The organism is Kineococcus sp. TRM81007 (genome assembly GCF_022669155.1).
Lineage (GTDB): Bacteria > Actinomycetota > Actinomycetes > Actinomycetales > Kineococcaceae > Kineococcus.
In genome coordinates this window covers 104996-113101 of the sequence record NZ_JALBVB010000057.1, presented here as the reverse complement: position 1 = coordinate 113101, position 8106 = coordinate 104996, and the positions used below count along the sequence as shown (strand labels likewise).

The following is an 8106-nucleotide window of genomic DNA, read 5'->3' as shown; positions in this document are numbered from 1 at the left end:
TGGCGCCCGCCGCACCGCGCTGAGGCGGGACGGTCAGCCGCGGCCCCACAGGCCGAGCTCGTCGACCGGCACGGCCCGGCCGGTGGCCAGGGAGGCGTTGCCGGCGATGCCGACGGCGACGGCCCGCACGCCGTCGGTGTAGTCGGCCGGGGTGCCCAGCGGGTCCTCGCCGGGGCCGACGAACACGTCGCGCAGCAGCTTGACGTCGCCGCCGCCGTGCCCGCCCGCACCGTTCTCGATGGGCACCTCGCGGGCGGTGCCCCAGTGCTCCTGCACGAGCAGGCGCTCGGAGACGGGCCGCTCGTCGCGCTCGTCGCGCGCCTCGGGCACGGCGCTGGGGTCCAGCCACGCCTCGGCGGTGACGGCGCCGCGCTCGACGACGGTGAGCTCGGCGCGCCCGGCGGTGCCGTTGACGGCGACGGTGTAGCCCTCCCAGGGGGCGTGGGCGTTGAGGGAGTACGACATGGACGGCCCACCGGCGTAGTCCACGACGAGGGAGAGGTTGTCCTCGATGTCGATGTCGCCGCTGAAGACGTCCTGGTCGCGCACGTACCCGTCGTGCTGCTCGTTGTCCAGGTACAGCTCCTGCAGCAGCTCGTCGCTGCGCAGGTCGAGCTGGAAGGGGTCGCTCGCGTCCCCGCCGGTGCCGCGGGCCGGGCGCGGGCCCAGGCCGCGGGCGGCGGCGTTCTTCGCCCCGTAGAAGCGCAGGCCGCCGCTGGCGAACACGCGCCGGGGCTCGTCGTCGATCCACCAGTTCACCAGGTCGAAGTGGTGGGAGGCCTTGTGCACGAGCAGTCCGCCGGAGTTGTCCTTGCGGCGGTGCCAGCGGCGGAAGTAGTCCGCGCCGTGCTTGGTGTCCAGGACCCACTCGAAGTGCACGGAGGTGACGGTGCCGATGGCCCCGGAGGCGATGACGCGCTTGAGGGCGGTGTTGCGCGGCGAGTAGCGGTAGTTGAACGTCATGACGACGGAGCGGCCGCTGATGCGCACGGCCTCGACGATGCGCCGGGCGCCGTCGGCGTCGGTGGTCAGCGGCTTCTCGACGACGACGTCGGCACCGGCCAGCAGGGAGCGGGACACGAGGTCGGCGTGGGTGTGGTCGGGCGAGGTGACGACGACGCGGTCCAGGCGCTCGTCGGCGATGACACGTTCGAGGTCGTCCGGGTGGAAGAGCCGGGGCGCCTGCGCACCGGCGGCGACGGCGGCGTCGCGGTGGAACTGCGCGCGACCGGGGTTGGTGTCGCCCAGGGCGACCAGCGCGGCGTCGGCGGCGTGCGCCCCCGTCATCGCGCCGACGTACATCCGGGCGCGCGAACCGCACCCCACCAGGCCGTAGCGGCGCTGAACCATCGTCTCTCCTTCGAGCACGGGTCGTGAAAGCCTTTTCCCGCCTCGAACCGTAGGCTCCGGGTCGACCACCGTCAACGACGAGGAGCACCGGTGCCCGAGCAGACGCCCGACCCCGCCTCGGGCCCCCTGGCCCTCACCCCGCCGATGGGCTGGAACAGCTGGGACTGCTTCGGCACCACCGTCACCGAGGCGGAGGTGCTCGCCAACGCCGACCACCTCGCGCAGCACCTGCTCCCGCACGGCTGGGACACCGTCGTGGTGGACATCCAGTGGTACGAGCCGGTGACGCGCGCGGGGGGCTACCGGCCGGTGTCCGACCCCGTGCTCGACGCGCACGGGCGGCAGCTGCCCGCACCGAACCGCTTCCCCTCCGCCGCCGGCGGTGCGGGTTTCGCGCCGCTGGCCGCCGCCGTGCACGAGCGCGGGCTGAGGTTCGGCCTGCACGTGATGCGCGGCATCCCCCGCAAGGCCGTCGAGCTGGACCTGCCGGTGCTGGGCACGGACGCGACCGCGCGCGACGTCGCGGTGCCGGAGGACGACTGCGCCTGGAACCCCGACAACGTCGGCGTGGACCTGGACCACCCCGCCGGGCAGGCCTGGTACGACGCGCAGGTCGCGCAGTTCGCCGCCTGGGGCGTGGACTACCTCAAGCTCGACGACGTCCTGCACCCGTACCACGACCGCGACGTCGCCGCGTACGCGGAGGCGATCCGCCGCAGCGGCCGCCCGGTCGTGCTGTCCCTGTCCCCCGGCCGGCGGCTGTCGCTGGCCCGCGCGGAGCACCTGCGCGAGCACGCCCAGGTGTGGCGGGTCAGCGACGACCTGTGGGACCGGTGGGAGGACGTGCGCGAGCAGTTCCAGCGCGCGGCCCGCTGGGCTCCCGGCCAGGCCCCGGGAGGCTGGGCGGACCTGGACATGCTGCCGCTGGGCCGCATCGGCGGCCGCGCCGAGCGCGGCGAGGACCGCCTCAGCCGCCTCACCCTCGACGAGCAGCGCACGCTGGTGACGCTCTGGTGCGTGGCCCGCTCACCGCTGATGTTCGGCGGGCACCTGCCGGACACCCCGGCGGACACGCACGCGCTCCTGACGAACGACGCGGTGCTGGAGGTGCTGCGCTCGAGCTCGCGGAACCGGGAGGTCGTCCGCGACGAGGAACTGGTGGTGTGGACGGCGCGGGCGGCGGACGGGGGCACGTACGTGGCGGTGTTCTGGCTCGGCGAGGAACCCAGCGGTCCGCTGCGGCTGAGCGGCGGCGACCTGGGAGTGGACGCGCCGGTGTCGGCGCGGGACCTGTGGTCCGGCGAGCGGGTACCGCTGAGCGCTGGCGCGGTGGAGGTGGAGGTGCCCGCGCACGGCACCCGGCTGCTGCTGCTGGCGCCCGCCGGCTGAGGGCACCGCCCGGGGCGCGGACCCCGGGCGGCGCGGCGGGTCACACCAGCCCGTGAGCGTGCATCGCCTCGGCCACGCGGGTGAAACCGGCGATGTTCGCGCCGGCGACGAGGTCGCCGGGCGTGCCGTACTCCTCGGCGGCCTCGGCGCAGCGGGCGTGGATGTCGTGCATGATCTGCTCCAGCCGCGTCTCGGTGTGCTCGAACGTCCAGCTGTCGCGGGAGGCGTTCTGCTGCATCTCCAGGGCGGAGGTCGCCACACCGCCGGCGTTGGCGGCCTTGCCCGGCCCGAAGGCGGTCCCGGCCTGCCGGAACACCGCCAGCGCCTCGGGCGTGGACGGCATGTTGGCCCCCTCGGACACGGCGATGCACCCGTTGCGCACCAGCCGGGCGGCGGCGTCCGCGTCCAGCTCGTTCTGCGTGGCCGACGGGATCGCGACGTGGCAGGGCACGTCCCAGACCGACCCGCCGGCGACGTGGCGGGCGGAGCGGACGCGCTCGGCGTAGTCGGTCAGGCGACCGCGCTGCACCTCCTTCACCTCCTGCAGAACCCGCAGGTCCAGGCCTGCCTCGTCGACGACGTACCCGCCGGAGTCGGAGCAGGCGACCACCGTCGCGCCCAGCTGGGTCGCCTTCTCCACGGCGTACAGCGCCACGTTGCCCGAACCGGAGACGACGACGGTGCGCCCCTCCAGCGACGTGCCGCGGGCGGTGAGCATCTCCGAGGCGAAGAACGTGGCGCCGTAGCCGGTGGCCTCGGTGCGCACCCGCGCCCCGCCCCAGGTCAGGCCCTTGCCGGTGAGGACACCGGACTCGTACCGGTTGGTGATGCGCTTGTACTGGCCGAAGAGGTACCCGATCTCCCGTGCCCCGACGCCGACGTCCCCGGCCGGCACGTCGGTGTGCTCACCCAGGTGCCGGTACAGCTCCGTCATGAACGACTGGCAGAACCGCATCACCTCCGCGTCGGACCGGCCCTTGGGGTCGAAGTCGGAACCGCCCTTGCCGCCGCCGATCGGCATGCCGGTCAGGGCGTTCTTGAAGATCTGCTCGAAGCCGAGGAACTTGACGATGCCCAGGTAGACGGAGGGGTGGAAGCGCAGCCCGCCCTTGTAGGGGCCCAGGGCTGAGTTGAACTCCACGCGGAAGCCGCGGTTGATCTGCACCTCGCCGCGGTCGTCGGTCCAGGGCACCCGGAAGATGATCTGGCGCTCGGGCTCGCAGATGCGCTCGATGGTCTTCAGCTCGGTGTACTCGGGGTGGCGCGCCAGCACGGGCGCCAGCGACTCCAGCACCTCCCGCACGGCCTGGTGGAACTCCCCCTCGGCGGGGTTGCGGCGGACGACCTCCTCGTAGATGTTCTCGACGACCGGGGCGACGACGTGGGTCACGACGAGGTTCTCCTTCTGCAACGCTGCGGGACGGTCGGTCGTGCTTCGCGGCGGGCCTCCGGCACCCTAACCACGGGGCGCGGACGGGAGCGCAGCCACAGCGGCGCCGAAGGCGTTCAGGAAGTGCTCCGCGGCCGCGCGCTGGGCGTCCTCGGCCTCGTCGAGGACGGCGGCGGCGCCGAAGAACTCGTGCATGACGCCGTCGTAGTGGCGGGCGGTGGTCTCGACGCCCGCCTCCTGCAGGTGGCGGGCGAACTCCTGGCCCTGGCTGCGCAACACGTCGCGCTCGCCGGTGACGACGAGGGTGGGCGGCATCGCTCGCAACCGCTCGGCGGGCAGGCCGAGCAGGTCGATGCGTGGGTCTCGAGCGGCGTCGGGGCGGCCGGCGAAGGCGTGCATCGCCATCCAGCTCAGCAGCGCCCGGTTCAGCGGGCGCCCGTCGGCAGCGTCCGCCATGGACTCCCCGAACTGCTCCGCGGTCGTCAGCGGGTAGACGCAGACCTGCGCCAGCGGGAGCTGCTCGCCCGCCTCGGCGAGCTGCAGCACCGTGGCCGGTGCCATGTTCCCGCCGACGGACTCCCCGCCGATGCCGATGCGCGCGGGGTCCCCGCCGAAGGTGGCGGCGTTGGCGGCGACCCACCGGTAGGCGGCGAGGACGTCGTCGTGGGAGGCGGGGAAGGGTGCCTCCGGGGCGCGGCGGTAGCCCGGCGAGACGACGATCGCGCCGGTCTTGTTCGCCAGGCCCCGGCAGGAGGCGTCGTAGGTTTCGATGTCGAAGAGCACCCAGCCGCCCCCGTGGACCCACAGGACCACGGGCAGCGGGCCGTCACCGGCGTCGGCAGGGGTGTAGACGCGCAGGGTCTGCTCGCCGCCGGCGCCGTCGGGGATGCGCAGGTCCTCCACCGAGCCCACCGGTTCGGGACCCTCGAGGCCGCGCTCGGCCACGACCTCCTTGACCGCGTCGTCGGGGCCGGGCTGCTCCCGGGCCTGCTCGGGGGTGAGGGTCTGCAGCGGCAGCGGGCCCAGGGAGGAGTGCGCGTCGGCGATCGCCTGCGCCTGCGGGGTGAGCAGGCCGGAGGCGTCGGTGGCCATCTCCTCCTTCCTGCCCGAGAGCGTGTCGCGCACCTGGTCCAGCGGGCGGGCGAGCAGCCCGGCGATGCGCTCCGCGACGCCCTCGCTGGGAGCGTGCGGGTGCGGTCGCGTGGGGGCCTGCCGCTTGGCGGCGAGGAACCGCCCGCCGAGCTCGGCCATGCGCTCGGCGCCCGCCTTGGCGCGGAACTCCGGCAACTCCTCCTGCTCCTCGTCGTCCACGTGGTGCCGCACGACCTGCATCAGGCGGGTCAGGGTCCGCTCGAACTCCTCCTGCCCGGGTTCGCCCCGGCCCAGGGTGACGAGCATCTCCTTGATCTCCTGGTGCTCGTGCTCGGCGTCGTCGTGCTCGTCGGTCATCCCGATCTCCGGCCAGATCGGGTACAGCACGGTCTCCTCGGCGAAGGCGTGCAGGGCCAGCTCGAAGCTGACCTGGTCCACGAGGACCCGGCGGTTCCCCCGCCCGGCCTCGAGGTGCTGGAACAGCCGCTCGACGATCGCGTGGTCGTCCGCGATGAGGTGGTCGACGTCACCCGGCTGGGTCTCGTAGTTCAGGGGCACGATCTCTCCCGCTCGGTGGGTGGGACGGCCACGCCGGTGGGCGGGACCGCGCGTCACCCGGTCCCGTACCCCGGTCGCGGGCCGTCACACCCGGCGGCGTCCCTCACGCGGGGGCGAGGAACGCGCGGGCCGGCGCGCCGTCGGCCCCCGGGACCAGCAGCGGCAGGCACGTGAACGAGTAGGCGCCCGGCGTCACCGCGCGCAGGTCAAGCGCCTCCACGACCACGACGCCCGCGCGCAGCAGCACCTCGTGCGCCGGTGCGGGGTCGTCGAAGGGGGCGACGGAGAGGTAGTCGATGCCCACCAGCCGCACCCCGCGCTCGACGAGGGCGGCGGCACCGTCGCCGGTCAGTCCCGGGAACTCCTCGCTGAACTCCGGGCCGTCCCACAGGGCACCGCCGCGGGTGCGCAGCAGGACGCGCCGCGTCCCGGCGGGGAACTCCAGCGACCGCACAGCGGGGGCGTCCAGGTGCCCCTCCGGGGCGGTGGCGTCCACGACCTCGCACGGCCCGACGAGCACGTCCAGCGGCACGGTCTCGATGCCGCCGGCGCTGTCGAGGAAGTGCACGGGGGCGTCGACGTGGGTGCCGCAGTGGGCCGAGCACGTCAGGCGGGAGACGTTCACCCCCTCCTGCGCGAGGGTCTGGTGGCGCTCGACCTCCAGCGCGGTGTCCCCCGGGTACAGCGGGACCCGGCCGGGCACGAGCGGCACGGTCACGTCGATCAGGGTTCCGGTCGGAGTGCGGTCCACGTCGGCCTCCTCGGCGGCGGGGCCGGGCTGCCGGGTTCGGCGCTGCCCGCCGCGGGTAAGCCTCCCGCATGGCTGAGGAGAAGGAGAACCCCGACCCCGAGGACCTGCCGAGCACGATCGCCCGCTCCGACGCGAAGACGCAGCGCACCTACGCCAAGACCCTCGAGCACGCCGAGGAGGAGTACGGCGACGGCAGGCGCGCGCACCAGACGGCGTACGCGGCGCTGAAGCACACGCACGAGAAGGTCGGCGACCACTGGGAGCCGAAGGACCGGAGGGGCCCCTCGGACGCGCAGGCCGAGGGTGGCCGTGACACGGACCGCGAGACCGCCGGCGGGGTGGACGCCAACGCCACGAAGGAGCACCTGATGGACGTCGCCCGGCGCCTGGACGTCCCGGGCCGCTCGTCCATGGACAAGGACGAGCTGGTGCAGGGGATCCGGAAGGCGAACGACCGGGAGACGCGGAAGTCGCGCGAGGAGGACTGACCGGGTCCGGCCGGCCGTCGGCACGCATGATCCGCCCGTTCCCGGGTACTGGGAGCGCACCAGTCCGAACGGTGAGAGGAGGGATCGTCGTGGGCCTGATCTCCGGCGTCCTCAAGGGCGCAGCGGTGCAGAAGATCGTCAGCCGGCTCACGAGCGGCGGCAAGCGCCGCTCCTGAGCGGGACGGGCGGTGGGCGGTGCGCGCACCCCCGCCGCCCGTTCGCGCGTCCGGGGCGGGAACGCGCCGCCCCCGCCGCCCGTCGATCACCGTGGGGGCCGGCCGTCGGCCCCGGGAGGAGGGACGACATGGCGCTGCGCAACCTCATGGCCCGCTTCGGCGCGGGAGCCGCCTCGGTGGACACGGTCCTGGACCGCGACGTCGCACAGCCCGGCGGCACGGTCAGCGGCCGGGTCGTCGTGGTCGGCGGCTCGGTGGCCCAGGACGTCGAGGAGGTCGTCGTCGGGCTGCAGGCGCGCGTGGAGGTCGAGAGCGGCGACTCCGAGTGGCGCGAGGACGTCGTCTTCGGCCGCGCCCGCGTCGGCGCGGGCTTCACCACGGTGCCTGGCGAGCGCACCGAACTGCCGTTCTCCCTGCGACTGCCGTGGCAGACGCCGGTGACGGCCATCGGCCGCTGGCACCTGCGCGGCGTGCACGTCGGCGTCGTCACGAAGCTGGTGATCGCCGGTGCCGTGGACCCCGGTGACCTGGACGCCGTGACCGTGGCGCCGCTGCCGGTGCAGCAGGCGGTCGTCGACGCGCTGGGTTCCCTGGGCTGGCGGTTCAAGCACGCCGACGTGGAGAAGGGCCGGTTGCACGGTTCCGACCTGCCGTTCTACCAGGAGCTGGAGTTCGCGCCGCCGGCGAGCGCCCGGGGGGTCAACGAGCTGGAGGTGACGTTCCTGGCCGACCCGCAGGGCGTGGACGTGGTGCTCGAGGCGGACCGGCGCGGCGGGCTGTTCACCGAGGGCCGCGACGTGGTGAGCCGGCTGCGCCTGTCCCACGCGGACACCGACCGCTCGCGGGTGGCCGGCGCGCTGGAGCGGGCGGTGCGGGAGCTGGGCGCCCGCCGCGGCTGGGGCTGGTGACTCG

General features: G+C 74.3%; 7 protein-coding genes. 3 read left to right on the top strand and 4 right to left on the bottom strand.

Going from position 1 to position 8106, the window contains the following annotated elements; all coding sequences use genetic code 11:
• Positions 1 to 33 precede the first annotated feature (33 nt).
• On the bottom strand, positions 34 to 1350 hold the full coding sequence (locus tag MN205_RS17685; RefSeq protein ID WP_242129645.1) for a Gfo/Idh/MocA family protein: 1317 nt from the start codon (positions 1348 to 1350) through the stop codon (positions 34 to 36).
• Between the two features lie 144 nt (positions 1351 to 1494).
• Here MN205_RS17685 and MN205_RS17680 point away from each other — a divergent pair, with 144 nt between their 5' ends.
• Positions 1495 to 2739: an alpha-galactosidase gene (locus tag MN205_RS17680; protein WP_255820612.1), complete on the top strand. Its 1245-nt coding sequence runs from the start codon at positions 1495 to 1497 to the stop codon at positions 2737 to 2739.
• Between the two features lie 40 nt (positions 2740 to 2779).
• On the opposite strand, the gene gdhA is transcribed toward MN205_RS17680, so the two are convergent.
• From gdhA to MN205_RS17665, 3 genes are all read right to left on the bottom strand, one after another.
• On the bottom strand, positions 2780 to 4129 hold the full coding sequence (gene gdhA / locus MN205_RS17675; protein ID WP_242129862.1) for an NADP-specific glutamate dehydrogenase: 1350 nt from the start codon (positions 4127 to 4129) through the stop codon (positions 2780 to 2782).
• A 66-nt stretch (positions 4130 to 4195) separates the two neighbouring features.
• Complete coding sequence (locus MN205_RS17670; RefSeq protein WP_242129643.1) at positions 4196 to 5779, bottom strand: alpha/beta hydrolase fold domain-containing protein; 1584 nt, start codon at positions 5777 to 5779, stop codon at positions 4196 to 4198.
• Between the two features lie 103 nt (positions 5780 to 5882).
• Entirely contained in the window at positions 5883 to 6530 is a 648-nt protein-coding gene (locus tag MN205_RS17665) for a cyclase family protein (protein ID WP_242129642.1), read from the bottom strand.
• 68 nt (positions 6531 to 6598) lie between these two features.
• Here MN205_RS17665 and MN205_RS17660 point away from each other — a divergent pair, with 68 nt between their 5' ends.
• Both MN205_RS17660 and MN205_RS17655 read left to right on the top strand, forming a co-directional pair.
• On the top strand, positions 6599 to 7018 hold the full coding sequence (locus MN205_RS17660) for a ChaB family protein (RefSeq protein ID WP_242129641.1): 420 nt from the start codon (positions 6599 to 6601) through the stop codon (positions 7016 to 7018).
• Between the two features lie 304 nt (positions 7019 to 7322).
• Complete coding sequence (locus MN205_RS17655; protein WP_242129640.1) at positions 7323 to 8102, top strand: sporulation protein; 780 nt, start codon at positions 7323 to 7325, stop codon at positions 8100 to 8102.
• The last annotated feature ends 4 nt before the right edge of the window (positions 8103 to 8106 follow it).

Excerpts from the sequence above, each read along its gene's own strand:
- MN205_RS17660 (WP_242129641.1), top strand. The coding sequence starts at position 6,599 with ATGGCTGAGGAGAAGGAGAACCCCGACCCCGAGGACCTGCCGAGCACG.
- MN205_RS17680 (WP_255820612.1), top strand. The coding sequence starts at position 1,495 with ATGGGCTGGAACAGCTGGGACTGCTTCGGCACCACCGTCACCGAGGCG.
- MN205_RS17685 (WP_242129645.1), bottom strand. The coding sequence starts at position 1,350 with ATGGTTCAGCGCCGCTACGGCCTGGTGGGGTGCGGTTCGCGCGCCCGG.
- MN205_RS17655 (WP_242129640.1), top strand. The coding sequence starts at position 7,323 with ATGGCGCTGCGCAACCTCATGGCCCGCTTCGGCGCGGGAGCCGCCTCG.